Here is a 24,397-nt window from a genome sequence, read left to right as displayed (position 1 = left end):
CGAACCGAGGTCGAGCGAACTGTTCGGCCACGAGTTCGAGTTCATCGCATTACGCTCTGGTAGGCACCAATCTTCCGCAGCGACAACCACTCTGCTGTCACCTTGATCCTCGGGACGTCCCGACACGTTAATTCGATCCTGCCCTCAGCGTTCCGAGCTATTTCAATGTGTGTGCCCATCTCGGTACCCCAGCCCTCGATTGTCACGCTGTGAACGGGCGAAAGCTCAAGTTCGATCTGAACCGTGTTCGCTTCCTGTGCAACCCATTTCTTGGGCGGGACCGCGGGATAGTCGGCAAGGTCAAGGTTCAGGATGAGAGACCCCCCTTGCCTGTCCAGCCGCACTTCGTGGAGGTCGACCGAGTCGAGCGATGGGTCCACATCGCCGAATATTGCCCGGATACTCCTATTGTCAAGAAGGAGATCAACCCAACTCACCCGCTGCCTCCAAACCTGGCGCCAACTCGTCACCGTGACTCCGGATACTTCCCGCCTCCGCCAACCTCATTTCCTGAGGATCGCGGACTTGAACTCACTAAGCTCGACCTCAGTTGACCGAGTCACGTCCAACTCGTCATCGATTGTGACAAGGTCCGCGTTCCCGTCGATGGTCACGTTGAATACGTCGAGTGTGACGTAACGAATCATTTTATGGGCGGCGGCCTCACCCACCGCATCGAGCAGCATATTTCGCGTGTACTCATCACACTCTGCCTCAATGAACTCACACAACATGTCATTCAATTCACTCACCCCCGTGGAAAAGCGGTCTTGATCCAACCATCTCGAACATATACCTGCATCGAGGAGGTCAGATCGCCGTTTCGGGCCGTTCCGATCGGATGATCGAAATCGTGTGACAGTTGAATTGTCCCACGGCTGCTAGTCAGGTCACCGTGCGCAAGCACCTCCTCAACCAACCCTTTGATCTCTGAGGCGCGTGTCCCCGCCAGGAATCTTCCTATGCCCCCAAAACCCGAGTCCGGGCCATGCCGGTACATGATGTGCTCGATAGTCGACATCAGCCCACCATGTCGATAAGTATCGGCGCCCCAACTGGCCCAACCAGAACCGCGGGAGAGCGCTTCGGCAGATCGTTCGTCGGGGTTGCGCGTGTCCCCACACGCCTCCGGCGTCAGCCCCAGCGGGTCGATCCACCCGGTCGGGTTGTGTGGGTACGCACTGGGATTCGGCGCCGGCCTCAGGCCGAGGGGATCCTGCGTGACGTACCGCCCGAGCGCGGGATCGTAGTTGCGGTGCAGGTTGTAGTGCAGGCCCGACTCGTCGTCGAAGTACTGCCCCGGGAACCGCAGTGGCGTGGACTCCCCCTGCCACGTCGTCCGTCCCCACAGGTCCGCAGAAGCCGACCCCACGACCTCGCCCGCGCCGGGGTCGACCAGCTCCACCGGCAAGCCGACGAGGTCGGTGACGATCGCGAAGAACTCGGCATCGACCCGCGACTGCGTCAGGGGCGCGAACCCACCCGGCCGATAGGTCCATCGCGTCACCTCACCCGCGACGTCCTGCTCGACGAGTTGAACTCCGTCCCAAACGAACCGGGTCCGCTCGACCACCGTCCCGTCGTCCGCCACCCGCGACTTGGTGGTGCGGCGGCCGTACGCGTCGTAGGTGTACCGCCAGCGCCGCCCGTCCGGGGCTATCACCTCGACGAGTTGGTCGAACGCGTCGTACCGGTACTGCCAGACATCGGGTTTGCGGGACAGCCGGGTCACCACCTTGCGCACCAGCCGCCCCGCGCGGTCATGGTGGTAGCGGCTGCGCCCGTCCCGGACGATGAGGTTTCGGCGGTACTCGCGTCGATCGTCGCCGGCCCGCGAGATGTTTCCGAGCCCGTCGTATCCGTACCGTTCACCGGTCACGTGACCGCGGTCGATGGCGGTGATCCGGCCAACCGGGTCGAGCGTGTAGTCGGTCTGCAGACGCGCATCGCCCGCCAGTGCCAGGTGCCGGACCAGGTAGCCGTCCGGCCGGTAGTCGTAGGTGTCCTCCCGAAGCACCGCCGGGGCAGCACCCGACCCGCCTCCGAGTCCCAGGTTCAGCGCGGACGCGGGGTGCGCGGTGACGGAGCGTCCGGCGAGCCGACCGGATGCGGTGTGGGTCTGCGCGAGCGCGATCTCACCGATCCGCCAGCCGGTGGCGGCGCCTCGTGCGTCGTGGGTGAAGTCGATCCCCCGCCCGTCGATGGTCAGCGCCGACAGTCGTCCCGCCGGATCCCATCGCCACGTCGTCTCCCCACCGGTCGCGCTCACCCGCCGGGTCCGCCGACCGGCGAGGTCGTGCTCGAAGGCCGCGCGGCGTCCGTCCACCGTCTCGCTCACCGCCAGACCGTGTGATGTGTAGTCGAATTCGACGGTGTGCGCGGTACCGTCGGCGGCGATCGACTCCGCGAGCGTGACCCGTCCGGCGAGATCGTGGACGAAGCGGCGACGCTCCCCGGTGTCGGCGCGCAGGTCGGTGAGCCGGCCGAGCAGGTCGTAGTCGTGGGTGCGGGTCACCCCGGTCGCGGCGGTCACCGTCGCGGGCTGGCCCATCGGGTCCCGGGTGTAGGTGGTCGTGGCTCCGGTGAAGTCGGTCTCGGAGATCAGGCGCCCGGCCGGGTCGTACCGGTAGGTCCAGGTATCGCCGAGCGGGTTGGTTACGGCGGTGAGCCTGCGCTCGGTGTCCCACTCGTACCGGGTGGCCGTGCCGTCCGGCTCTGTGCGCGCGGCGAGTAGATCGAACGGCCCGTACTCGTACCGAGTGATGCCGCCGACCGCGTCCGTGTAGGCGAGCAGGTTGCCTTCCCCGTCGTACGACCAGGTTTCCGCGGCGCCGTCGGGATCGGTTCGGCTGAGCAGGTGCCCGCTCGGGGACCAGGTCTGGACGGTGGTGGCGCCGGTTGGGTCGACGACTTGGACGGGGCGGCCGAATCCGTCCCGGTCGATCCTGGTGACCGCGCCGGTCGGGTCAATGTCCCCGACCGGCAATCCGGCGGCGTCGCACTCGACGAGGGTGGTGGCGCCGGTCGGATCGGTGACGCGGGCGATCGCACCGGTGTTGTGGTGACCGTACGAGGTTCTGGCACCGGACGGGTCGATGAGCGCGACGAGTCTGCCGCACTCGTCCCACTGCTGCCGAATGGTGGCGCCGTCCGGGTGATGCACGGCCGCCGGCTGTTTCGGTGCGGAGTACTGGACGGTGACGACTGCGCCGTCGGGCCGGGTGATGCGGGCGACGTCCCCATCTGGCGTGTACGCGTATCCCGTGGTGGCGCCGTCCGGGGTGCGGACGCGCAGCGGCTCGCGCCGACTGTTGTAATCCGTGTGGGTGTGCCCGCCGACAGGATCGATCAGGTCGCGCAACCGCAGATCGGCGTCGAAACCGTGGGTGGTGGCCGCCCCGGTGGAGTCGGTGACGACGGTGACCCGCCCGCTCGGCAGGTCGGTGTACTCGAAGCGGCAGTTCATGATTCCCGCGGTGCCCCGCTGGAGCACGACGCGGCCGTCCTCGTCGTAGGTGTTGTCCATGCGGGTGCCGTTGTCGTCGACCCACGCGAGCATCCGGCCGTCCGCGTCGTACTCGTATCGGGTGACGCCCCCTTCCCCGGTCGTCACCGAGGTGAGGTTGCCGCCCGTGTAGCCGAATCGGCGCACTCGCACCGTCTCGTCGCGGTCCACGACGGACAGCGACGTCACTCTGCCCGCCACAGCGGAGACGAGCACCCGGTAGCCACCGGAATGCGAGATCTCCCGCGGCGCCCCGTCCGCGTCGTACCGGAACAGGATGCGGTTGCGATGCCGGTCGGTGATCGCACTGATCGCCAGGTTGCCGAGTGCGGCATCCACCCCGCCCAGTTCGGGTTTCGGCGCGAAGTGCCAGGTGATGCGGCGGTCGGGGTCGTGGATGCGATAGCCGCCGGTCTCGGTGCGGGTGAGCGGCCAGCGCTGCCCGGACGTCGGCAGCACCTCGGCGTCGACCTCGGGGTGCGGGTAGGTGAGCATCACGCCGTCCTCGGCGAGGAACGTGACGCCGTATTCCTCGACCACCACGCGCAGGTCGAGGGTCGCGGACCAGCTCGGCCCGAACCATCGGCCGAATCGATGGTTCGACCGGTGCCGACGTCCCAGGACGAGGGGAAGCACACCGGGGAGCGCGAGATCGGTTTCCGGGAGCAGGAATTCTCCCGTCGCCACATCGACCGGGTCGCCGCCCTCGGTGTTCTGATGTCCCGTGCGGTCGGCTTCGACCCCGTTGTCCGCCGCCGCCTGGTACGCACCACTGTCCGCGTCCGCGAGCTCGTGGGGTGTGGGTGCAGCGTCACCGCCCACCTCGGGCGCACCCGCGCCGCCCGAATCCGGTTCGCGGGTGGCCGGTTCCGTGTCGTGGTCCGGTTGGCCTGCCCCGTCGGAGGTGGAGTCGGCGGACCCGTGACCCGTCGAGTCGGAGGCCGGGACCTGTTCTCGGCCGGCGGGCGGGTTCGGGTCGCCGCTGTCTGCACGCGGTGACGCCGCGGGATCGGTGTCCGCTGTCGAGTGCATGTCCGCGGGCTCGGTCTGGGGTGCAGCATGGGCTTCCGGGATCTCCGGTCGCGCCGTGTCCGGAATCGCTCCGGGCCGATGTACCTCCGGGACGCGCTCCGCGAGCCGCGCCGCATCGGCGATCCCGTCGGCGACGTCCGCGATCCGCTCCGCCCCGCGCACGGCGGCGACGCCCGCACCCCCGACACCGCCGGTCGCCACGGTGAGAACCGCGTCGCCGGTGAGGCCGCCGAGCACCTCGAACGGGTTCTCGCGGAAGTCCGTCAGCATTCCCTCGACGACGGCGCCCGGGTCCGAGGCGGCGACGAACAGGCCGGCCACCAACGCCGACATAGACTCCGCGTACTCGGCGGGATGGCTGAGGTTGTAGGGGTCGGTCGGGTTGACCTGGCGGACGAACCCCACGATGCCGGAGACCGAGGTGACCAGTCCGGAGGTGAAGTTCGCCTCCGCCATCTGCGCCACACCGTGAAGGTCCGCCACATCGGCGAAAACACGGTCGGTGAAGGGAGGTTCGGTCGGCGCGGACTCGGTGGCCGCCGCCAACTGGGAGGCGATCCGGATGGCGGCGCCGTCACGTTCGGCGCGGGCACCGCGAAGGATCTCCGTGGCCGTGTCCTTCGCCTCGCTCCACGTGTCGGTGACCTCGCCACCCGCTGTTGCACTCGCGGCCCGAGCCAACTCGGCCTCTCGCCACAGCACCACGGCATCCGCGGCGCGCGCCTGTGCCGCCGCGACGGCGTGCCCCCACGAGGTGAGGCAGTTCCCTGCCGTCGTCATGGCGTCGGATGCCGCGCGCCAGAGTCCCGGCTGTTTGTCGTACACCGAGTCGAACGCATCCGAGGCGCTCCCCGTCCACCCGGCGGTGTCGATCGCGGCGAGGGAGTCGCCCGTCAGCGCGATGCCGGAGGCCATCTCGGCCAGCGTCGAGACGGCCTCGCCGATCGCGGCCGGATCGCCGCGGACGAGTTCTCGGGGGTCGTCGGTCTGGCCGAGTTCGAGTTCGTCGACCGCCCCACCGGTGATGTCGGCGACCCGGTCACCGAGTCCTGTCAGGGTGTCCGCAATCGTGTCCGCACCCAGGTCGCGGGCGAACCGCGCGGCTCTGTCCAGTCCGGAGTCGACCGCCTGGCCGAGGGTTTCGGTACCGGATTCGGCGGTGTCGGTGAGGAAGTCACCGGCGTCATCGATCGTTCCCTTCGCCGCCTCCCAGGTGTCGCTGAGCCAGCTCATTGCGGGCGCCCGGATCCGGGACCCGCATCCGCTCCGGTCACGGCAGATACGGCCGTGACCCCGTTTGCCCGTATCTCCCGGTAGGCATCGGTGAACGACCCGACGCTGTACTCGGGGTGCAGGACATTGTTGACCGGATTGTCCGCGAGGGTTTCGCCCCAGTCGCGGTCGGCGACCTCCTCGCTGCTGAGGTGTGGGTTGCCTGCGATGTCGGTCCACACCGTCTTGAACATGGTCTCGGTGGTCTGCTCCATGTCGTGGTAGCGGCCGGCGTTCAGGTCCAGGGTCTGCGCAATCGAGTTGGCGGCCTGCACCAGATGCCGCACACCCCAGGACCAGCGCTCGACGAACTCCTCGAACCCGGCCTGCACGTCGTGCGCGCCCGCGTCCAGCGGCGACAGCGACAGCAGCGAGAAACCGCGGCCCATCGAGGCGGTCTCGCCGATGCCGAGGTCGGCGAGGGAACCGGTGATCGCGTTGATGCCCTCGGCCGCCTGCACGAGGACCTGCGGGTCGACCGCGAGTTCGCTCACGACGCCACCCGCTCGAGATCCGGTGGGAACGCCATCGGCGCCGCGCCGGCGGCGTCGATCACGACCCCGGTCGGGCGCGGCAGCGCGGGGAGGATCTCGTCGAGGAGACGGCGGCCGAACAGCGCCCGGTACCGCGCGGACGCCGCCCCGCCCCGGGCGTGGAGGTACGCCGCGTGCTCCGACTCGTCGGTGAACGCACAGAGCCAGTCGACGCCGCGAACCGTGCTGATCAGGATGCGGTCGTCGTCGGTGACGGGAAGCAACACCAGCGCGTCACGCAGCGCGGCGGTCAGCAGATCCGGCTGACCGAATCCCTGCCGGAACGCCTCGATCTCCCCGCGCAGCACCACACGGCCGTCGTCGAGCTCCCCCACCTGCAATCCCCCCGGATCGTCCCCCGCGTCCCCCGACGCGCCGGGCAAGGATAGCGTGCCGTCGGCGGAGCTAGCGCGACGCCATCGCCGCGATCCGGATGTCGCGGGTGCGTTCCTGGTGCGCGATCATCAGGGTGCGGGCCCGCTCCCCGTCCCCTGCGACGACGGCGGCATGGATCTCGCGGTGCTCGGCCTCGATCTGGGTGAGGTTCGACGGCGCCTTCGACTCCTCGGCGTCGTAGACGGCGAGTTGGGCGTCGAGCCGGTCCATCAGTTCGGCGATGGTCGTGTTGTGGGCGGCGACGCGCAGCGCCGCGTGCCATTCGTTGTGCAGCCGTAGCGCCGACGCGGGATCCGGTGCCGCCACGGCGCTTTCGAGCAATCTGCTCAATCGCGCCACGTCGATGTCGGACCGCCGGCCGGCGGCCGAGTGCGCCACCGCGGACTCGAGCGCGATGCGCGCGTCGCAGATCTCGAGCACCTCCTCCTCGCTACGTTCGCGCACCACGTAGCCGCGGGTCACCTTCGTGACCAACCCCTCGCTCTCCAGGCGGTGCAGTGCCTCGCGGACCGGGGTGCGCGACAGTCCCAGCTCGACGCCCACCGCGGCGGGTACCAGCATCGAACCCGGTGGGCAGTGCCCGCCCGTGATCCGTTCGCGCAGTTGCGTGTACGGCGACACCGCGTTCCGCACCGACCCTCCCCATTCCGTGACGACTGAAACCGAACGGGGCAACGCTTACCAGGGTCGTGAACACAAGTAAATAGTTTGAATCCATGTGTATACATATGTCGTCATATGCGTGCACTCGTATTTATCGTGCTCTCCGCAACACACTGCGAGGAGAACGATGCACACCCCAGCACCCACCACGGTCCGGTCATGACCGACACGACCCTCGCGCCGGTTCAGGCGCCGGAACCGACCACACCCCCACGGCGCCACCACCTGAACCCCCGGCCGAGCGGCCGCGCGCTGCTCCCCTGGGTGGTGCCGGTGCTGGTCGTGCTCGGCTGGCAGTGGGCCTCGTCCACCGGGGTGATCTCCGCGGCGATCCTGCCGCCGCCGAGCAAGGTCCTCGACACCGCCGCGAACCTGTGGAGCACCGGCGAACTGCAGACCCACCTGCTGGTGAGCGTGCGCCGGATCGTCCTCGGCTTCGTCATCGGCGCCTCGATCGGGCTCGCCCTCGGGTTCGCCGTCGGGCTCTCCCGGATCGCCGAAGGCCTCGTCGACCGGACGCTGCAGATGCTGCGCGCGCTGCCGCATCTCGCGCTGGTGCCACTGCTCATCGCGGCGTTCGGCATCGGGGAGGTGCCGAAGGTCGTGCTCGTCACCCTCGGCGTCATCTTCCCCGTGTACCTGAACACCGTCGCAGGCATCCGCACCGTCGACCCGAAGCTCGTGCAGCTCGGCCGGTCCTACGGCCTCGGCCGCGGCGCCCTAATCCGGCAGATCATCGTGCCCGGCGCGATGCCGATGACCCTGACCGGCATCCGCTATGCCCTCGGTGTCGCCTGGCTGACCCTCGTCGTCGCCGAGACCATCGCCACCAGCGAGGGCATCGGCTATCTCGCACAGAACGGCCGCGATCTGCTCCGCAACGACCGAATCGTCCTCGCGATCGTGCTCTACGCGCTCGCCGGCCTGCTCGCGGATCAGCTCATCCGGTTCGTCGAGGCCCGGGTCCTGCGGTGGAACCCGAACTACCAGAAGGGAGATCGGTGATGGGCGGCAAGGGGAGCCAGCGCACCGCGCCCGAGGACGACCTCGTCGGCCTGGACCTGCTCGGTGTCGGGCACCGCTACCGCGACAAGCAGGTCCTCGACCGCATCGACCTGTCCATTGCCCCCGGTGAGTTCGTCACGTTCCTCGGCCCGAGCGGCGTCGGCAAGTCCACCCTGCTCCGCATCCTCGCCGGACTGGAGGAGCCCACCGAGGGCCGGGTCGAGCCGACCGTCGACCGGCCCGTCGTGTCCCGCATGATGTTCCAGGAGGACCGCCTGCTGCCGTGGCGCAGCGTCCTCGACAACGTGCAACTCGGCACCCGGGGGCGCCGCGACGAGGCCGCCGCGCTGCTCGGCGAGGTCGGCCTGTCCGGACGCGAGAACGACTGGCCCTCCGAGCTTTCCGGCGGCCAACGCCAGCGTGTCGCCCTCGCGCGGGCCCTGCTGCACCAGCCCGATGTGTTGCTCCTGGACGAGCCGTTCGGTGCGCTCGACGCGATCACCCGGGTCACCATGCAGCAGTTGCTCGAACGCGTTCTCGCCGAGCACCCCCGGACGGTCCTGCTCGTCACCCACGACGTGGAGGAGGCGCTCGTCCTGTCCGACCGCGTCCTGCTGCTGACCGAGCGCGGCATCACCCGGGATCTGCGGATCGACCAGGCCCGCCCCCGCCATCGCGGTGACGCCCGGCTCGCCGGATGGAAGGAGGAGTTCCTCGACGGGCTCCTCGAGGCCGACCGCGCCCTGCACTCCTGACACACCGAAGGAAGGTTCGTTTCGCATGTCACCCCTGATCACCCCCGCCCTGAACCGGCGCGGCTTCCTCAAGGCCACCGGCGCCGGACTGCTCGGGCTGACGGCCCTGTCGCTGGCGGGTTGCGGCACCGACGCCGCCGCGTCCGAGGGCGGCCCCCTCACCGAGGTCCGGTACGCGCTGATCGGCGACGGCAACACCGAGCCCGGCGCGGTGCTGCGCAACGGACTCGGCGGATTCGACCTCAGCGCCGACCTCGGCGGGGTGCCCGTGCAGTGGCCGTCCGGCTTCCCGGCGTCACTGCCCGTCATGGAGGCGATCAAGTCCGGCAGCGTCGACTTCTCGTTCGCTACCGCGACCGCCGTGATCTACGCGATCGGCGGCGGGGTGCCGATCGTGCCGCTGGTGGCGTACCCGCTGCCGAGCGACGAGGTGGAGGTCCTCGTCCCTCAGGGCTCGACCATCAAGTCGGCCGCGGACCTCAAGGGCCGCAGGGTCGCCGACCATCGCGGCACCACCGGCACCTACAGCCTCGTCAAGTACCTCGAGTCGGCGGGCCTGACGATGGACGACATCGAGTACGTCAACCTCACCGCAGCCGACGCCGAGGCCGCGTTCGCGCAGGGCAAGGTGGACGCCTGGATCACCTGGCAGCCGACCGCCGAGCTGGCCAAGCGCAAGCACAACGCCGCGACCCTGCCCGACGTGAAGACCTACGACTACGCCTTCTTCGTCGCCAGCGAATCGTTCGCCGACAATCACCCACAGGAGGCGGCGACGCTGGTCCGCAACGTGCGTGACGCGCAACGCTGGATCGAGGCGAACCCCGAGGCCGCGGTCGCCGAGTTCACCCGGCTCGGCGGCTTCGCGGGCAGCGAGCTCGAGGCACAGGTGTACCTCGACCTCGTGAAGTCCGGCCGCCTCTCCTATTCCGGTGCGGGACAGTTCACCTCGGTCGACGCGAACGCGATCACGGGTACCCAGGACCTCGCGGACAACTTCCACCGCCTCGGCATCTACCCCGACCAGGTCGACGTCACCTCGTGGCTGCAGGACCCGCGGTTCGACTCGATCAAGTCCATCATCGACCAGGAACTCTCGAAGTAGGTATCAGCACCCTCATGTCCGACTCCCAGATGCACCTCGCCGCGTTCATCACCGCAGGGCCGGGCCGTCCCGGCGGCTGGCGCTACCCCGCCTCCGTTCCGGGTTGGCTGTCCGCGGACTACTACCAGAACATCGCGCGCACCCTCGAGGACGGCCGATTCGACCTCGCGTTCTTCGCCGACATCCTGTCCGTCCCCGACCGATTCGGATCGAGCACCGACACACAGCTGCGCAACGGCGCACTCGGGTCGATGCGACTCGACCCGCTGCACGTGCTCTCGTCGATGGGGGCCGTCACCGAACACCTCGGCCTGGCCGCCACCGTGTCCACCACATACGCACAGCCGTTCACCGTCGCCCGCTCGTTCGCCAGCCTCGACCACCTCACCGGGGGACGCGCGGCGTGGAACGTGGTCACCTCCTTCCAGGAATCCGAGGCCCGCAACTTCAACCGCGACGAGCAGTTCCCCCGCGACAAGCGGTACGAACGCGCCGACGAGTTCCTCGAGGTCGCCGCGAAGCTGTGGGACAGCTGGGAGGACGACGCCCTGGTGCTCGACACCGAGGCGCCGCTGTTCGCCGACCCCGCCAAGGTGCACGCGATCGACCACAAGGGCGAGTGGTTCACGGTGCAGGGGCCGCTGAACGTGCCCCGTCCGCCGCAGGGCTACCCGGTGGTCATCCAGGCCGGCGCCTCCGCGAAGGGCAAGGACTTCGCAGCCCGCTGGTCCGACGTGATCTTCTGCAGCCACGCCTCGCTCGAATCCGCGCAGGCGTTCTACCGGGAGATCAAGGAACGCGCCGCCGCGCACGGCCGCGACCCGCGCCAGGTGAAGATCCTGCCGTCCATCGCCCCGGTCATCGGCGCCACCAACGCCATCGCACAGCAGACGTTCGCGGAGCTGTACGAGCTGGTGCCACCGCTCGGCGGGCTGTCCACCCTCGCCTACCACCTCGACGTCGACCTCTCGACGTTCCCGCTCGACGAACGCCTGCCCGACGTCGAGGTTCCCGGCGTCGAGGGCCACTACCACGAGGTCCGCGAGATCACCGAGCGTGAGGGACTGACCCTGCGCGAGCTCGGCAAGCAGTACGGCGGCCGCGTCGAGGGCGGATTCATCGGCACCGCAGCCGAAGTCGCCGACGGCCTCGAGCAGTGGTTCACCGAGGGCGCGTGCGACGGCTTCATGGTGCAGGCCCCGTACCAGCCCGGCGGGTTCGAGGACTTCACCCGCCAGGTCGTCCCCGAACTGCAGAAGCGGGGCCTGTTCCGCACCGAGTACGAGGGCGCAACGCTGCGCGAGAACCTCGGCCTCGACCGGGCGGCCGCAGGCGAGTGGGAGAACCGGATCCCCAAGTCCGCGAGCATCACCGGATGAGCAGCACCACCATCACGCCGCCGAACGTCGCCCGGGTCTCCGGGCACACCATCTCGGGTGTGCCCGGGCGGTTCGTGGTCGACGCCCGGACGAACCATCTGGTCACCGACTCGCGCCTCGGTCCGGGCGAGTCGATCCAGGCAGGCGAGCTCCTGCTGTCCGCGCTCGTGTCCTGCGCGATGGCCAACTTCGAGGCCAACGCGCAGGAGCTCGGACTGCCGGTCACCGGGATCACAGTCGACGCCGAACACGCCCGCGGCAGCGTGGATCCGACGCGCTACGACTTCACCCGGATCACGATCACCGTGCAGGGGACGGATCGGGCCGCGGCGGACACCCTCGCGGAGCGGTTCGTCGCAACCTGTCCGATCTACAACACGATTCGGCGCGGCAGCGGGATCGACCTCGCGGTCGCGACGGCCTGAGCCGAGCCCACGTGAGCGGACCGTCCGGAAACTCACGCGTCCCGAACGGTCCGTTCACCCCGCGGTTCGGTCGCCGGCGGGCCGACGTCGCACGTACGCCTCGGTGACCGCGTCGAGCACCCGGTTCCCGTCGCGGTCCCGCAGCTGCCCGGTCGAGGTCACCAGCCCGCGGCCGTGGTCGTCGAAGGTCACCTCGTCGATCCGCATGGTTCCGGTGAGGGCGTCACCGGGCCGCACCGGACGCCAGAACCGCACGTCCTTGAGCCCGCGGCCGCCGATCACGCTCAGGTGCCGTACGCGCCATCCACCGAAAGCCGCTGCAGCACCGCCATGGAGTGGATCCCGCTCGCGATCAGCCCGCCGAAGTAGCCCCTCTCCGCGACCTCCTTGTCGACGTGGAAGTCCTGCGGATCCCACGCGGTCGCGAAGTCGACCAGCTCGGTCTCGGTGACGGTGTGCGACCCGAGTTCGATCACCTCGCCGACGGTCAGATCCTCCGCGTACTTCACATCGCTCATGACCTCGATGCTGCCAGGGGCACGGAGGATCACCATTGGCGGGGACTACAGCGCCTTGGCGATGATGCCCTTCATGATCTCGTTGGCGCCGCCATAGATCCGTTGGACCCGCGCGTCCTGGTACATCCGCGCGACCAGGTACTCACGCATGTAGCCGTATCCGCCGTGCAGCTGGACGCAGCGGTCGATCACCTCGCACTGCTTGTCGGTGAGCCAGTACTTCGCCATCGCGGCCTCGGCGGCGTCGAGTTCGCCGGCCAGGTGCTGCCGGATGCAGTGGTCGAGGAACGTCTCACAGGTACGCGCGATGGTCTGACACTCGGCGAGTTCGAACGCGGTGTTCTGGAGCTCGAACAGGCTGTGCCCGAACGCCTCCCGCTGCTTGGTGTAGGCGACGGTGTCGTCCACGGCGCGGCGGGTGGCACCGACGGCCTGCGCGGCGATGATCAGCCGCTCCTGCACCAGCTGCGTCATCAGCTGACCGAAGCCCTGCCCCTCGCGCTCGCCCAGCAGGTTCGTCACCGGAACACGCACGTCGGTGAACGACAGTTCGGAGGTGTCCGCGCCGAGCTGACCGACCTTGTCGAGGACCCGCCCGACCGCGAACCCGGGCGTCTCGCGCAGGTCGACGATGAGCATCGAGACGCCCTTGGCCCCGGCCTTCGGGTCGGTCTTGACCGCCATCACGATGACGTCGGCGGACGAGCCGTTGGTGATGAACGTCTTCGACCCGTTGACCACGTACTCGTCGCCGTCCCGGATCGCCGTGGTCTTGATCGCCTTGAGGTCCGAGCCGGCTCCGGGTTCGCTCATGCCGATCGCGCCGAGGATCTCGCCGGTCGCCATGCCGGGCAGCCACGCCTGCTTCTGCTCCTCGGTGCCGTACGCGAGGATGTAGTGCGGCACGATGCCGCTGTGCACGGAGATGCCGAACGACAGGTCGCCCGCATAGCCTTGGGCCTCGAACACGGCGAGGTCGTGGGCGAAGGTACCGCCACCGCCGCCGTACTCCTCCGGAATCGAGCAGCACAGCAGGCCGAGTTTGCCCGCCTCGAACCACACCTCGCGGTCGATGCGGTGCTGGGCGTCCCACTTCTCGTTGTGCGCGACGATCTCACGTTCGAAGAACCCGCCCGCGAGCTCGGACAGGGCACGAACCTCGTCGTCGTGCCAGGTGGGGACGTACTTCTTCATCGAACTACCGCCTCTTCGGATCCGGGTACACCGGGCGCGCCCATGCGCGCACCACTATCGGACGCCATGCTAACGATGCATCCGTACTAGCGATCGCTCAGTTGCGGACACAGAGACAGAAGTGGTGCCCGACGGGATCGCGGAAGACCCGGAAGGTCGGATGGTTCTCACCGCCCTCGACGAGGCGGGCCCCCAGGCCGATGACCCACCGGGCCGAGGCATCCATGTCGTCGACCACGAAGTCGAGGTGCATCTTCACCCCCTCCGCAGGCCACGAGATCTGGGTGAAGTCGGGGGCGAGCTGAAACGCCAGCCGCAGTTCACCCGGGCCCTGCAGCACCGCCCAGTCCCCCTCCGACCGGACGATCCCCCAGCCGAGGACGTCGCGGTAGAACTCGGCGAGCGCGGCGGGGTCCGGACAATCCAGGACGGTGTAGTCGACGACGATCTCGGGGCGCGTCATGCCGGTGAGCCTAGGCCGACCCGGGCGCTCGCGCCGACCGTCCGCGGGACACCGATCCTCCGGCTGCGCACCCCTTACCCTGGCCGCATGAGCAACTTCGACGACACAGTCATCGCCGCGGTCACCGGCCACATGAACGGCGACCACTCCGCCGACAATCTCGCGATCGTCCGTGCATTCGCCGAACCCGACGCCACCGCGGCCCACATGACCGGACTCGACACCGAAGCCGGCGAGTGGACGGCGACGGTCGGCGGCACCGAGCGTGCCGTACGGGTGCCGTGGCTCGCACGGTCACCGACCGAGCGTCGATCCGCACCGAGGTCGTCGCGCTGTACCACGCGGCGTGCGAGCGACTCGGCGTCGAACCCGGCGGCCACTGACGAACCACACCGAACCAGGGCTCGGCGAAATTCGCTCGCGCGCACCGAACGGGACGGCTAGCGTCGAGTCATGTCTCCCCCGTCCTGAAAGGGCCCCGACATGACCGCGCCGACGGCGATCTCCACCCGCCGGCTGACGCCCCTGCTGCTGGTCAACCTCGCAACCCTGTTGTCCGCGACGGGCAACGGCATCACGATCGTGGCTCTGCCGTGGCTGGTGCTCCAGCAGACCGGACGGGCCACCGATGCGGCCGTCGTGGCCGGCGCCGCGACACTCCCTCTGCTGCTCTCGTCGCTGTTCTCCGGGACCGTCGTCGACCGGTTCGGTCGCCGTCGCACCTCGCTCGTCTCCGATTCACTGTCCGCGCTGTCGGTGGCGTTGATTCCCGTCTCCGCCGCGACGATCGGACTGTCGGTCCCGCTGATCGCGGCCCTGGCCGCGCTCGGCGCCGCATTCGACCCGGCCGGCATCTCGGCCCGAGAGTCGATGCTGCCGGCAGCGACGACCGCCGCGGGCTGGCGACTGGACCGCGTCAACAGTCTCTACGAGGCGAACTACAACGTCGCGTATCTGATCGGACCCGGCGTCGGTGGCGTGCTGATCGCCACCGTCGGCCCGGTGAACACACTGTGGGTGACGTCGGCCTGCTTCGCCGGGTCGATCGCGACGATCGCGTTCCTTCGCCTCGACGGTGCCGGGGTCCCGGACCACGAGACCCGTCCCGCGTCGATGTGGTCCGGGACCCTCGAGGGGCTGAAGTTCGTGTGGCGCAACCGATTGCTCCGCACCCTCGCCCTCGTCGACATGGCCATCGTGGCGCTGTACATGCCGGTCGAGAGCGTCCTGTTCCCGGTGCACTTCACCGACCTCGGGCAGCCCGCGCAGCTTGGCTGGGTGCTGATGGCAATGAGCATCGGCGGCGTGATCGGGGCCCTCGGTTACGGCGCGCTCGCCGCCCGGGTGCGCCGCCGGACCCTGATGCTGGTCGCCGTCACCGCGCTCGGCCTCTGCATGGTCGGGATGGCGTTCCTGCCGCCGCTGTGGGTGACGCTCGTCCTCGCCGCGGCGATCGGGTTGGTGTACGGCCCGGTCGGCCCGATCGCGAACTACGCTATGCAGACCCGCAGCCCCGAGCACATGCGCGGGCGGGTCGTCGGGGTGATGACGTCCACCGCCTATGCGGCCGGTCCGCTCGGGTACCTGCTCGCGGGACCGATGATCGACGCCGTCGGTCTGCAGGTGACGTTCTTCGCGCTCGCGATCCCGGTGTGCGTGATCGCCGCGATCTGCTTCCTGCTCCCTGCCCTGCGTGAACTCGACGACCCTGCCGATCCACCGGTGTGAACCCCGGCCCTCACACCGGCGCGGGCACCTTCGACACAGCCTGTTCGCCGGCGACGTCCGCGCGCCGCTCGGAGGCGGTGGCGACGAGCAGAACCAGCAGACCGGTCGCGGTGACGGCGGCACCGATCCAGATCGGGGCGGTGAAGCCGAGTCCCGCGGCGATCGCGAGCCCGCCGAGCCACGCACCGATGGCGTTGCCGAGGTTGAACGCGGCGATGTTGGCGCCGGATGCCATCGTCGGCGCCGACGCCGCATGGTTCATGATCCGCATCTGGAAGCCGGGGACGGTGGCGAACCCGAAGGCGCCCATCAGGATCAGCGACACCAGCGTCGCCGGCTTGCTGTGCGCGGTGAGCGCGAACACGACGAGCACCACGGTCAGCACGGCCAGGATCGTGATCAGCGTCGGGGTCAGCGCCCGGTCGGCGGCTCGTCCGCCGAGGGTGTTTCCGAGTACCAATCCGGCGCCGAAGAGCACGAGCAGCCATGGCACCGTCGCGGCGGCGAACCCGCCGACCTCGGTGAGCGTGTAGGCGATGTAGGTGAACGCCCCGAACATGCCGCCGAATCCGAGGACCGTGATCGCGATCGAGTACCAGACCTGCCCCGATCGGAAGGCTCGCAGTTCCGCCCGCAGGCCGCCGCCGATCCGGTCCCCGGTGGTGGACGGGACCAGGGCGGCGATGCCTGCGAGCGCCACGATCCCGATCGCGGTGATCGCCCAGAAGGTCGACCGCCAGCCGAACTGCTGACCGATGAAGGTCCCCGCCGGCACTCCGAGCACGTTCGCAACCGTCAGGCCGGTGAACATCATCGCGATCGCGGCCGCGCGCTTGCCGGGGGCGACCAGGTCGGCGGCGACGACGGCCCCGATCCCGAAGAATGCCCCGTGGCACAGTGCCGCAACGATCCGGCCGGCCAGCATGACGTCGTAGGTCGGAGCGAGGGCGCTGAGCGCGTTGCCGACGACGAAGAGCACCAGCAGAGCCATGAGGACCCGCTTGCGGTCGAAGCGTCCGGCGGCGGCCGTCAGCACGACGCCACCCACCGCGACGGACAGCGCGTAGCCGGAGATCAGGTATCCGGCGGTGGCCTCCGAGACGGCGAAATCGCCTGCGACGTCGGGCAACAGGCCCATGATCACGAATTCGGTGAGACCGATACCGAACCCGCCGACGGCAAGGGCCAGGAGACCGAGAGGCATCCGAGTTCCTCCATATTTCGATTGCTTGAGCAGATATCGCGCGTATGCATTAGTTGCAGGCGCGTCATAAATAGTTGCACGCGCCGACTATCAGCGCAAGCGGCTATGCTCGGGTGACGACAACGGGAGGTGGACGTGGGTATCGCGGACGACGCGGTCGAGGTGCGAGCACAGGGCTGGCGGACCCTCGCGGCCCTGCACGGACTGCTCGACACCGAGCTCGAACGCGCACTGCAACGGGAGCACGACCTGTCGGTGGTCGAGTACACCGTCCTCGACGCCCTCGGACGCCAGGACGGGTGGCACATGCGCATGGCACAGCTGGCCCGCGCCGCGGCACTCAGCAGCAGCGCGACCACGCGACTCGTGAACCGGCTCGAGAGCCGCGGACTGCTCGCGCGGTACCTGTGCGAGGACGACCGCCGCGGGATCTACACCGAGGTCACCGAGGCCGGGCGGGCGCTGCTCGACCGGGCGCGACCCACCCACGACGCCACCCTCGAACAGGCACTGGACAAAGCCTGCGCCACACCGGAACTCGCACCGCTCGTCGCGGCACTGCACGCCCTGCCGCGCTGACGGCGGCCGCGCCGGTCAGCTGCCGCCCGCTCAGCTGAAGCCCATCACCTCATTGCCCCAGGCGGCCCGGAGCGCCTGGTCCGGATCGGAGACGAGGGTGTCGGACTTGTCGATCAACAGGGTCGAGCGGGTGTCATCCGTGTACCGGGCCCAGTGCTTCGACCCGTCCAGCGCGGCGGGCACCCCGTGCCGGGCGAACGCCAACCAGCGCCGCTGCATCCGGCCCGCCACCTCGACCGCGGTCTTTCGCCCACCGAGCCAGAACGTCGGATCGACATTCAGGGTGCCGAAATTGCCGAACACGTAGGGCAATTCGGTGGCATGGCTCGCTCCGACCCGGGCTGCCTTGAGCATGGGGGTGGCGTGGTCGAAGCGGTACACCCACGTCGGCGAGTGCGAACAGTGCGCGTCCGCGATCCACAGGCACGGCATCCGGAACGCGGCATCACGCGAGACGGCCATCGCCCCGGTCGATTTCATGAAGTCGGGGTAGGCGGCGATGACCTCGGCGATCCGCGACGGCGACAGGTCCGCGTGGTCGGCGGCGATCGCGTCGAACATCTGCGACACGGTGTCCGCGGTGACCGGCAGGATCGGCGACCGGGTCAGCCGGAATATGGACGCCTCGTCCCTGTTGGTTCCGATGATCAGCGGAATCCGATGCGCGAGTCCCTTCTGGAACGCCGCCACCGGGTACTTCGGCACCAGATCCCGGTCGACGACCGGCGCCATCGCGAGTGTTCCGGGCACGGAGGTGACGACATCGTCGAGCAGTTTGTCGCCGATCCGGGTGAGCTCCTCGAACGGCAGCTCCCGCAGCCGCCCGGCGTCGGCCGGCGCCAGTCCCGCGAGCTCGAGGTACCGGGCGGCGACGGCGGCCGCCCGTTCCGTCCCGTACACCGACGTGGCCGGCGCGCTCTGCGCGATCGCGCGATGGAACAGGCCCTCCGCCCGCGGCGCCGTCATGAGCGTGGTGATGGACCCGGCGCCGGACGACTCCCCGAACACCGTCACGTTCCCGGGGTCGCCCCCGAACGCGGCGATGTTGTCGCGGATCCATTCGAGGGCGGCGATCTGGTCCCGCAATCCGATGTTGGACTCGAACTCCGCCCCGAACGAGGAGAAGTCGAGGAACCCGAACACACCGAGCCGGTAGTTCACGGTGACCACGATCAGATCCCCGGTCTCGGCCAGATGCCTGCCGTCGTACACCGTCTGCGACGAGGCACCGACGCAGTACGCGCCGCCGTGGATCCACACCATCACCGGTCGCGGCTCTCCGTCCGGACGCGGCGCCCACACGTTCAGCGACAGGCAGTCCTCGTCCTGCACCAGGTCGGGATCGATCGGCACCTGCATGGCCTTGGCCTGCGGAGCGATGGGGCCGAAGTCGCGACAGTCGCGTTCACCGTCCCACGGCGTCACCGGCAGCGCACTGCGGAACCGGCGGCCCTGCCCCGCCGACGCGTACGGCACGCCCTTCCACACGAGCACCGAACCCGCTGCATATCCTCGCAGTGCGCCGTCCGATATCCGCACCGTCAGGGTGTCCGGTGACCTCACTGCACCGTTCTCGTCGGTCTGCACGACTGCCTCCCTCGGGCCGCGGTCACGTCATTCGCCAACGTACCAAGGGGCCGCCCGGCTCGGCGTCTGCTCGTCACGCACGTCTCGCCATGCTCGAGACGAGCACCGCCTCACAGCCACCCGATCAGGTGCAATGGCCCACATGAAGGCGCCCCAGGCCCCGGACCACCGCCACGTGCCGGCGTCACCGGCGGCGCCTCTCCGGTTTCGGAGCCACGATCGCCCACGGTGTCCTTCTCGCCCGACGTGAACGAGGTCGGGCAGGGCGAGTGCGACCTGTCCGCGGGCCATGACGTCGCGGCCGTCGGCAGGTGCGTCAGGCCCGGGCCGCAGACTTGTGCACGCTTGCGCAGCGGCCGGGCGACCACCACTCGGTCGATCCGACGCCATCGGCCAAGCCCTACCATGGCGCGCATGGGTGCGTCACGAATCATTCTGCTGCTCACCGTCGTCTGCTGCACAGCTGTGGTCGGGGGCTGCGCGCATTCGGTGGACGGCTCCGCCGCCCCGACCACGCAGCAGGTGACGGCGACGACAACCACTTCCGCAGCACCACGCACCACCACGCGAACCCAACCGACGACCACAAGCACCGCACCCGCGGCGCAGGTGGCGGAGTACATGGGTGGCGCGAGCGGGTCGTACTACTTCACCAGCCCGAGTTCGAAGTTCGAGTGCGCCGTCGTCACCGCCCCGAATCCGGTGGCCGGATGCCACGGCAAGCTTCCCGCCACAGCGCCACAGGTGCCGGCTCCGGGCGGTCCGGGCACCATGGCCCCGAACGCAATCCGCGTGACCGCCGCCGGTCCCGGCGAGTTCGCCGCCACCGGCGATCCAGCGTTCCACCGCTTCGACGGCACCGCGAAAGCACTGCCCTACGGGTCGGCGCTACGGGTGCAGGGCTTCACCTGCACCGTCGACGAACACACCGGCGTGACGTGTGCCAGCGCCGCGGGTCACGGCTTCACGGTCTCGGACGCGGCCTACCGGCTCTGGTGACCCGCTTCGCGTGAAACGGGTCATCGAGGTTCAGGAGTAGAGCGAATCGATCTCGGCGCCGAACCGTTCGGCAACGACATTGCGCTTGATCTTCAACGTCGCGGTGAGCTCGCCGCTCTCCTCGGTCAGATCGCGGGAGAGGATGACGAACTTCTTCACCGACTCCGCATGCGACACCGACGAGTTCGCGTCGTTGATCACCGCCTGGACCGCGGCCCGCAGGTCCGCGTCCTCGCTCAGGTCCGCCACCGTGGCGTCCTCGGCCTTGCCGTTCTCGGTGCGCCAGCGCGCGAACGTGTCGGGATCCACCGTGACCAACGCCCCGATGAACGGCCGCCCGTCCCCGACCACAACGGCCTGCGACACGAGTTCGTGCGATCGCATCCGGTCCTCGAGCGGGCCCGGCGAGACGTTCTTGCCACCGGCGGTGATCAGGAGATCCTTCTTGCGTCCGGTGATGGTGAGGTAGCCGTCCTCGTCGAGCGACCCGAGGTCACCGGTACGGAACCAGTCACCGTCGAAGACCTCCGCGGTCGCGGCGTCGTTGTTCCAGTACCCACCGAAGACCACACCGCCGCGCAGTTCGATCTCGCCGTCATCTGCAATCCGGACCGCGTTGCCGCCGAGCGGCTGCCCGACGCTCCCGATCCTCTGGGCCCGCGGCATGTTGACGCAATGGGCCGCAGTGGATTCCGTCAGGCCGTAGCCCTCATAGATCGGGACGCCGAGACCGCGGAAGAAATGCCCCAGGCGCGGCATGAGCGCTCCGCCGCCGGAGATCGCCCACCAGCACTCGCCGCCGAGGACGGTACGCAACTTCGAGTAGACGAGCTTGTCGGCGACGAAGTGCTTGACCCGCAACAACGGCGACGGCGCGCCCGAGTCGAGCGCCTCGCTGTACTCGACGGCCGTGGTCTCCGCGAAGTCGAATATGCGCTTCTTCAGCGCTCCCCCGGCCGACGCCTGCTGCGCGGCAGCATCGCGAACCTTCTCGAAAACTCTTGGCACACCGAGGATCACGTTCGGACGGAACCTCGCGAACTGCCCGACAATGGTGCCGAAATTGGACCAGTGAGCCTGGGTGCCGCCGGCCTCGAACATCGCCAGCGACACGGCACGGGCGAGGACGTGCGCGAGCGGCAGGAACGTCAACATCCGGTTGCCGGGCCGAGCGACCGAGCCGACACTGGAGGCGAGGATGCCCCGGATCTCGGACAGGAAGTTCCGGTGCGTGAGCACACAGCCCTTCGGCCGTCCCGTCGTCCCCGAGGTGTACACCAGCGACGCCAGATCGTCGGCCCGCAGAGCCGAAACCCGCTGCTCCACGGCGTCGTCGTCGAGGTCCGCACCGGACGCGAGGAGCGTCTCGACGGCGGCGTCGTCGATCTGCAGGACCCGGGCACCGGAGTCGACGAAGGACTCGGCGTGGAACGCGGTCTCGACGATCGCGACCTTGGCACCCGAGTCCTGAACGATCCACTTCACCTGATCCGCCGACGACGAATCGTAGATCGGCACCGATGCGGCGCCCGCCGCCCAGATCGCGAAGTCGAGGAGCGACCACTCGAAGCGGGTCGCCGACAGCAGGATCACCCGGTCCCCCGGCTGCACCCCACCCTGGATCAGCCCCTTGGCCACGCCGGTGACCAGGTTCGCGAACTCGGAGGCCGTGACGTCCACCCACTGCTCGCCGCGCGGACGGGAGAACAACACCAGGTCCGGTGTCTCCTTGGCGTGCCGGTACACCGTCCGGACGACGGCATCGTCATCGGCAATGGTGAAAGTGGGCGAGGTCGCGTACTCACGCATTCGGGTCGCCTCCGCTGTTGTCGGGAGTGGAATCTGGGATCGCCGTACGGAATCGGTGCAGGAGTTCGCCGAGCTGCTGGACATCCGAGTCCGACCAGCCGCGGACGCGGCCGGCCACCTCGGCGAGGCGGTGTTCCGCCGCCTGGACCAGCACCTCGCGGCCGGCAGGGGTGATCGAAAGAGGATGACCGGTGCGCACGGGTCCGGCCTGGGCACTCACCCAACCGCTGTCGACGCATCCACGCACCTGCCTCGACACGGTCGACCGGTGCACCCCGAAAGCATCGGCGATCTCGGTCGCCCGGCAGCCGGGATGGCGATCGATGAACGAGAGTACCGAGTGCTGGGCGAATGTCGGGGTACCGGCGTCCACTCGATCGCCGGTCATCAGCTGCCGCACCAGGTGTACGAGCTCCTCGTGCACCTGCGTCACGGCACCGCTGTGTTGCATGACGCAACTATATCGCCGATGGAGGCGGGTGAATACCCCCGGTATGCAGCCCCCGGAGTGATTCCGGCTACGTCCGCTCAGAGTGCGAACTCGGTGTACCTGCCGACAGCGGTGAACCCGATCCGTGTGTAGACCGGTGCACCCTCGACGGTCGCTTCCAGGACCGCGATCCGAGTCCCTGCCCTGCGTGCCACGTCCAGGGCGGCCAGTGTCACCGCGGTGCCGTGGCCGCAACGACGGAACTCGTCGAGAGTGACGACGCCGTACAGGCCTGCGACACCATCACTGACGTGCACCTCGGCGCCACTGACCGGACGTCCGTCGAGATACCCGACGACGAAGGTACTCGCGCAAGACGGACGCAGGATCGACTCGGCAACCGTGTCGAAGTACGAGACCACGGTGGCCGAGGGCGGCGTCCAGTTCGCCGCCATCAGGGTCGCGTAGTCGCGGAGCGTCCGCCGATCGCGGACGGTTTCGACCCGCAGATCCGAGCGAGTGCCGGGAACCGGGATATCGGAAAGTGATGCGGTCATGGCCAGTTCGGATTCCTGCTCGACGAATCCGTTCACCGTAAGCAGGGCAGGCAGATCCGCGGGAGTCGACGCCGGGCCCACCCACCACGAGAACGGGCGCCCAGTCCCGCGCACGAGTGCGGCGGTGTCCTCCACGCGCTCCGACGCATCGTCGATCGTGAACCGCGCACGACAGATGAGATTGAAGGTGTCGTCGTGCAGGCCACTGTCCGCGAGAAGCAGATCGTCGCTGGTGTGTACCCGAGCCCCTGGTATCGCCGAGTGCAGGTGCGACGCGTGAGATGCCAGATTCGCGTCCATCGCGCCGAGTATCCGATTCACGTCCTGATCCTAGGTAGTCCGATGCACACGACTTTTCGTCGGTGCACACGGCCTTTATGCGTGCATCCCGTGTGTGCACGCTTCAACAGGTATGTGCACACGGGTTTTCCGCGCCGGGTAGCGGAATTGTCGTGTGCACACGACTCTTCGTCGGTGCACACGACCGTTGCGCGTGCATACGGTCTGTGCATCCAGCATCAGGTGTGTGCACAGGGGTTTTCGGTGCCGCCGCACCGACTGCTACCGCGGCATCGGCACGCGGCCTCCCCAAACGCCGAGCGCACAGGAGTTCGCCGGTCCACACAGCCATTGCGCGTGCATTCGGTCTGTGCATCCAGCATCAGGTGTGTGCACACGGGTTTTCGGTGCCGCGGACGCCGCCGCACCGAGTACCGCCACCGGCATCGCGGCACGGCCTCACGCCGGGCCGAGCGCACAGGAGTTCGCCGGTCCACACGGCCTTTGCGCGGTGCGTGAAGGCGGCATCGGGTGTGTGCACACGGGTTTTCCGCGCCGGGTAGCGGAATTGTCGTGTGCACACGCCTGGTCGGCGGTGCACACGGCCTTTACGCGTGCATTCCGTGTGTGGACGCCGCATCGGGTGTGTGCACAGGGGTTTTCGGTGGCGCGGGACGCTACCGCACCGAGTACCGCCACCGGCATCGCGGCACGGCCTCCCCGCCGGCCGAGCACACAGGAGTTCGCCGGTCCACACAGCTTTTGCGCGTACATTCCGTGTGTGGACGCGACATCGGGTGTGTGCACACCGGAAACGCCGGCACCAGCCCCAACAAGAAACGAAAACACCCCCAGAAATGCCGAATGCCCGGGACCAGAAGAAAACTCCTGATCCCGGGCAACCGGGGATGTTATGTACGGCGGTGTCCTACTCTCCCACACCCTGTCGAGTGCAGTACCATCGGCGCTGGAGGGCTTAG

Annotated in this window: 21 protein-coding genes and 2 pseudogenes; 9 read left to right on the top strand and 14 right to left on the bottom strand. The window is 68.7% G+C overall.

What is annotated here, in order from left to right; genetic code table 11:
- Nucleotides 1-41: 41 nt before the first annotated feature.
- From ACWDUM_RS25995 to ACWDUM_RS25970, 6 genes are all read right to left on the bottom strand, one after another.
- Nucleotides 42-437, bottom strand: a complete 396-nt coding sequence (locus tag ACWDUM_RS25995) for an Imm50 family immunity protein (RefSeq protein WP_450136216.1) — start codon at nt 435-437, stop codon at nt 42-44.
- 66 nt (nt 438-503) lie between these two features.
- Entirely contained in the window at nt 504-686 is a 183-nt protein-coding gene (locus ACWDUM_RS25990; protein ID WP_450136215.1) for a hypothetical protein, read from the bottom strand.
- Nucleotides 687-748: 62 nt separating this feature from the next.
- Complete coding sequence (locus ACWDUM_RS25985) at nt 749-5,770, bottom strand: putative T7SS-secreted protein (protein WP_450136214.1); 5,022 nt, start codon at nt 5,768-5,770, stop codon at nt 749-751.
- Nucleotides 5,767-6,303 (bottom strand): hypothetical protein, encoded by a 537-nt coding sequence (locus tag ACWDUM_RS25980; protein WP_450136213.1) that lies wholly within the window; start codon nt 6,301-6,303, stop codon nt 5,767-5,769. The genes ACWDUM_RS25985 and ACWDUM_RS25980 overlap by 4 nt, the downstream gene beginning before the upstream one ends.
- A complete protein-coding gene (locus ACWDUM_RS25975) occupies nt 6,300-6,677 on the bottom strand; it encodes an SseB family protein (RefSeq protein ID WP_450136212.1) in 378 nt (125 codons plus the stop codon). Before ACWDUM_RS25975 ends, ACWDUM_RS25980 begins: the two co-directional genes overlap by 4 nt.
- Nucleotides 6,678-6,747: 70 nt before the next feature.
- Complete coding sequence (locus ACWDUM_RS25970) at nt 6,748-7,371, bottom strand: GntR family transcriptional regulator (RefSeq protein ID WP_450136211.1); 624 nt, start codon at nt 7,369-7,371, stop codon at nt 6,748-6,750.
- 189 nt (nt 7,372-7,560) lie between these two features.
- Here ACWDUM_RS25970 and ACWDUM_RS25965 point away from each other — a divergent pair, with 189 nt between their 5' ends.
- From ACWDUM_RS25965 to ACWDUM_RS25945, 5 genes are read left to right on the top strand one after another with little or no spacing between them, the layout of a single operon-like run.
- The gene (locus ACWDUM_RS25965; protein ID WP_450136210.1) at nt 7,561-8,406 is read left to right on the top strand and encodes an ABC transporter permease subunit; all 846 of its coding nucleotides are present in this window, start codon (nt 7,561-7,563) and stop codon (nt 8,404-8,406) included.
- The gene (locus tag ACWDUM_RS25960; protein ID WP_450136209.1) at nt 8,406-9,161 is read left to right on the top strand and encodes an ABC transporter ATP-binding protein; all 756 of its coding nucleotides are present in this window, start codon (nt 8,406-8,408) and stop codon (nt 9,159-9,161) included. The genes ACWDUM_RS25965 and ACWDUM_RS25960 overlap by 1 nt, the downstream gene beginning before the upstream one ends.
- Before the next feature lie 25 nt (nt 9,162-9,186).
- Nucleotides 9,187-10,266 carry an NrtA/SsuA/CpmA family ABC transporter substrate-binding protein gene (locus ACWDUM_RS25955; protein ID WP_450136208.1) on the top strand — a complete coding sequence of 360 codons (1,080 nt, stop codon included), beginning with the start codon at nt 9,187-9,189 and terminating at the stop codon, nt 10,264-10,266.
- Between the two features lie 14 nt (nt 10,267-10,280).
- A complete protein-coding gene (locus ACWDUM_RS25950; RefSeq protein ID WP_450136207.1) occupies nt 10,281-11,645 on the top strand; it encodes an LLM class flavin-dependent oxidoreductase in 1,365 nt (454 codons plus the stop codon).
- Nucleotides 11,642-12,070, top strand: coding sequence for an OsmC family protein (locus ACWDUM_RS25945; RefSeq protein WP_450136206.1), 429 nt, complete (start codon nt 11,642-11,644; stop codon nt 12,068-12,070). The genes ACWDUM_RS25950 and ACWDUM_RS25945 overlap by 4 nt, the downstream gene beginning before the upstream one ends.
- 54 nt (nt 12,071-12,124) lie before the next feature.
- On the opposite strand, the pseudogene ACWDUM_RS25940 reads toward ACWDUM_RS25945, so the two are convergent.
- The 3 genes and pseudogenes from ACWDUM_RS25940 to ACWDUM_RS25930 form a co-directional block, all read right to left on the bottom strand.
- A pseudogene (locus ACWDUM_RS25940) lies at nt 12,125-12,624 on the bottom strand (MaoC/PaaZ C-terminal domain-containing protein).
- 9 nt (nt 12,625-12,633) lie between these two features.
- Nucleotides 12,634-13,782: an acyl-CoA dehydrogenase family protein gene (locus tag ACWDUM_RS25935; protein WP_450136205.1), complete on the bottom strand. Its 1,149-nt coding sequence runs from the start codon at nt 13,780-13,782 to the stop codon at nt 12,634-12,636.
- Between the two features lie 97 nt (nt 13,783-13,879).
- Nucleotides 13,880-14,245: a VOC family protein gene (locus ACWDUM_RS25930; protein ID WP_450136204.1), complete on the bottom strand. Its 366-nt coding sequence runs from the start codon at nt 14,243-14,245 to the stop codon at nt 13,880-13,882.
- 87 nt (nt 14,246-14,332) lie between these two features.
- On the opposite strand from ACWDUM_RS25930, the pseudogene ACWDUM_RS25925 reads away from it, so the two are divergent.
- Nucleotides 14,333-14,628: pseudogene (locus tag ACWDUM_RS25925) on the top strand (DUF2470 domain-containing protein).
- Nucleotides 14,629-14,728: 100 nt separating this feature from the next.
- Nucleotides 14,729-15,973 carry an MFS transporter gene (locus ACWDUM_RS25920; RefSeq protein WP_450136203.1) on the top strand — a complete coding sequence of 415 codons (1,245 nt, stop codon included), beginning with the start codon at nt 14,729-14,731 and terminating at the stop codon, nt 15,971-15,973.
- A 10-nt stretch (nt 15,974-15,983) separates the two neighbouring features.
- Here the strand turns inward: ACWDUM_RS25920 and ACWDUM_RS25915 are convergent, their stop codons facing one another.
- A complete protein-coding gene (locus tag ACWDUM_RS25915; RefSeq protein WP_450136202.1) occupies nt 15,984-17,177 on the bottom strand; it encodes an MFS transporter in 1,194 nt (397 codons plus the stop codon).
- Nucleotides 17,178-17,312: 135 nt separating this feature from the next.
- Here ACWDUM_RS25915 and ACWDUM_RS25910 point away from each other — a divergent pair, with 135 nt between their 5' ends.
- On the top strand, nt 17,313-17,756 hold the full coding sequence (locus ACWDUM_RS25910) for a MarR family winged helix-turn-helix transcriptional regulator (RefSeq protein ID WP_450114268.1): 444 nt from the start codon (nt 17,313-17,315) through the stop codon (nt 17,754-17,756).
- Nucleotides 17,757-17,786: 30 nt separating this feature from the next.
- On the opposite strand, the gene ACWDUM_RS25905 is transcribed toward ACWDUM_RS25910, so the two are convergent.
- The gene (locus tag ACWDUM_RS25905; protein ID WP_450136201.1) at nt 17,787-19,343 is read right to left on the bottom strand and encodes a carboxylesterase/lipase family protein; all 1,557 of its coding nucleotides are present in this window, start codon (nt 19,341-19,343) and stop codon (nt 17,787-17,789) included.
- Nucleotides 19,344-19,757: 414 nt separating this feature from the next.
- On the opposite strand from ACWDUM_RS25905, the gene ACWDUM_RS25900 reads away from it, so the two are divergent.
- On the top strand, nt 19,758-20,342 hold the full coding sequence (locus ACWDUM_RS25900; RefSeq protein WP_450136200.1) for a hypothetical protein: 585 nt from the start codon (nt 19,758-19,760) through the stop codon (nt 20,340-20,342).
- Nucleotides 20,343-20,372: 30 nt separating this feature from the next.
- Here the strand turns inward: ACWDUM_RS25900 and ACWDUM_RS25895 are convergent, their stop codons facing one another.
- From ACWDUM_RS25895 to ACWDUM_RS25885, 3 genes are all read right to left on the bottom strand, one after another.
- Nucleotides 20,373-22,151: an AMP-dependent synthetase/ligase gene (locus tag ACWDUM_RS25895; RefSeq protein WP_450136199.1), complete on the bottom strand. Its 1,779-nt coding sequence runs from the start codon at nt 22,149-22,151 to the stop codon at nt 20,373-20,375.
- Nucleotides 22,144-22,602 (bottom strand): MarR family winged helix-turn-helix transcriptional regulator, encoded by a 459-nt coding sequence (locus tag ACWDUM_RS25890; protein ID WP_450136198.1) that lies wholly within the window; start codon nt 22,600-22,602, stop codon nt 22,144-22,146. Before ACWDUM_RS25890 ends, ACWDUM_RS25895 begins: the two co-directional genes overlap by 8 nt.
- 77 nt (nt 22,603-22,679) lie before the next feature.
- Nucleotides 22,680-23,459, bottom strand: a complete 780-nt coding sequence (locus ACWDUM_RS25885) for a GNAT family N-acetyltransferase (protein WP_450136197.1) — start codon at nt 23,457-23,459, stop codon at nt 22,680-22,682.
- Nucleotides 23,460-24,397 lie beyond the last annotated feature (938 nt).

The organism is Rhodococcus sp. NPDC003322, from assembly GCF_053589555.1.
This window is presented reverse-complemented; position numbering and strand designations above follow the sequence as displayed.

Bases quoted from the DNA above. Each gene is read 5' to 3' on its own strand.
- ACWDUM_RS25965 (WP_450136210.1), top strand. From the start codon at position 7,561: ATGACCGACACGACCCTCGCGCCGGTTCAGGCGCCGGAACCGACCACA.
- ACWDUM_RS25900 (WP_450136200.1), top strand. From the start codon at position 19,758: ATGGGTGCGTCACGAATCATTCTGCTGCTCACCGTCGTCTGCTGCACA.
- ACWDUM_RS25935 (WP_450136205.1), bottom strand. From the start codon at position 13,782: ATGAAGAAGTACGTCCCCACCTGGCACGACGACGAGGTTCGTGCCCTG.
- ACWDUM_RS25985 (WP_450136214.1), bottom strand. From the start codon at position 5,770: ATGAGCTGGCTCAGCGACACCTGGGAGGCGGCGAAGGGAACGATCGAT.
- ACWDUM_RS25960 (WP_450136209.1), top strand. From the start codon at position 8,406: ATGGGCGGCAAGGGGAGCCAGCGCACCGCGCCCGAGGACGACCTCGTC.
- ACWDUM_RS25915 (WP_450136202.1), bottom strand. From the start codon at position 17,177: ATGCCTCTCGGTCTCCTGGCCCTTGCCGTCGGCGGGTTCGGTATCGGT.
- ACWDUM_RS25930 (WP_450136204.1), bottom strand. From the start codon at position 14,245: ATGACGCGCCCCGAGATCGTCGTCGACTACACCGTCCTGGATTGTCCG.
- ACWDUM_RS25990 (WP_450136215.1), bottom strand. From the start codon at position 686: ATGCTGCTCGATGCGGTGGGTGAGGCCGCCGCCCATAAAATGATTCGT.
- ACWDUM_RS25890 (WP_450136198.1), bottom strand. From the start codon at position 22,602: ATGCAACACAGCGGTGCCGTGACGCAGGTGCACGAGGAGCTCGTACAC.
- ACWDUM_RS25895 (WP_450136199.1), bottom strand. From the start codon at position 22,151: ATGCGTGAGTACGCGACCTCGCCCACTTTCACCATTGCCGATGACGAT.
- ACWDUM_RS25950 (WP_450136207.1), top strand. From the start codon at position 10,281: ATGTCCGACTCCCAGATGCACCTCGCCGCGTTCATCACCGCAGGGCCG.
- ACWDUM_RS25955 (WP_450136208.1), top strand. From the start codon at position 9,187: ATGTCACCCCTGATCACCCCCGCCCTGAACCGGCGCGGCTTCCTCAAG.
- ACWDUM_RS25920 (WP_450136203.1), top strand. From the start codon at position 14,729: ATGACCGCGCCGACGGCGATCTCCACCCGCCGGCTGACGCCCCTGCTG.
- ACWDUM_RS25945 (WP_450136206.1), top strand. From the start codon at position 11,642: ATGAGCAGCACCACCATCACGCCGCCGAACGTCGCCCGGGTCTCCGGG.